This window comes from Helicobacter suis (assembly GCF_902196125.1).
In the GTDB taxonomy this organism is placed as follows: Bacteria; Campylobacterota; Campylobacteria; order Campylobacterales; family Helicobacteraceae; genus Helicobacter; species Helicobacter suis_B.
Genome location: NZ_CABIKG010000064.1, coordinates 1 through 696, shown reverse-complemented (window position 1 = coordinate 696; position 696 = coordinate 1). Strand labels below are relative to the sequence as shown.

General features: G+C 44.7%; 1 rRNA gene. It reads right to left on the bottom strand.

Annotation, left to right across the window (positions count from 1 at the left end):
- Positions 1–563: ribosomal RNA gene (locus tag G6Q00_RS08320) — 23S ribosomal RNA — on the bottom strand; the annotation flags it as partial.
- Positions 564–696: the final 133 nt, after the last annotated feature.

The following is a 696-nucleotide window of genomic DNA, read 5'->3' as shown; positions in this document are numbered from 1 at the left end:
GCTCTGAATGATTGTAAGTAGATGGTTTCAGGTTCTATTTCACTCCGTTGCCCACGGTTCTTTTCACCTTTCCCTCACGGTACTTGTGCGCTATCGGTCAAAGAGGAGTATTTAGGGTTGGAGAGTGGTCTCCCCAGCTTCAGCCCGGATTTCTCGTGTCCTGACCTACTCTGGATACTACTATCTTTGAAAAAACTTTTCGCATACAAGGCTATCACTTTCTATGGCGCGCCTTTCCAAGCGCTTCTGCTAAATTTTCTCTTAGAATCTTGTAGTCCTCAACCCCGCATGCAAGCACGCGGTTTGCCCTTTTCCCCTTTCGCTCGCCACTACTTAGGGAATCTCACTTGATTTCTTTTCCTCTAGCTACTAAGATGTTTCACTTCGCTAGGTTCGCCCTCTATAAAATAGAGTAGCTTATGTTGCCATAAGCTAGGTTGCCCCATTCGGACATCTACGCATCAACGCTTCTTGACAACTCCGCGTAGCTTATCGCAGTCTAGTGCGTCCTTCATCGCCTCTCTTTGCCAAGGCATCCACCATCCACTCTTTCTATCTTGCTTGCCACTCTAACATATCCGCTAAAGTGTTGCTCAGCTCACCGCCTTATTGAGTGTAATTCTTTTGGCTTTGTAATTTACCCTTTTACATAGGCTATTAACAATGAAAAAACAAATAACACTAAGAAAACCAAAA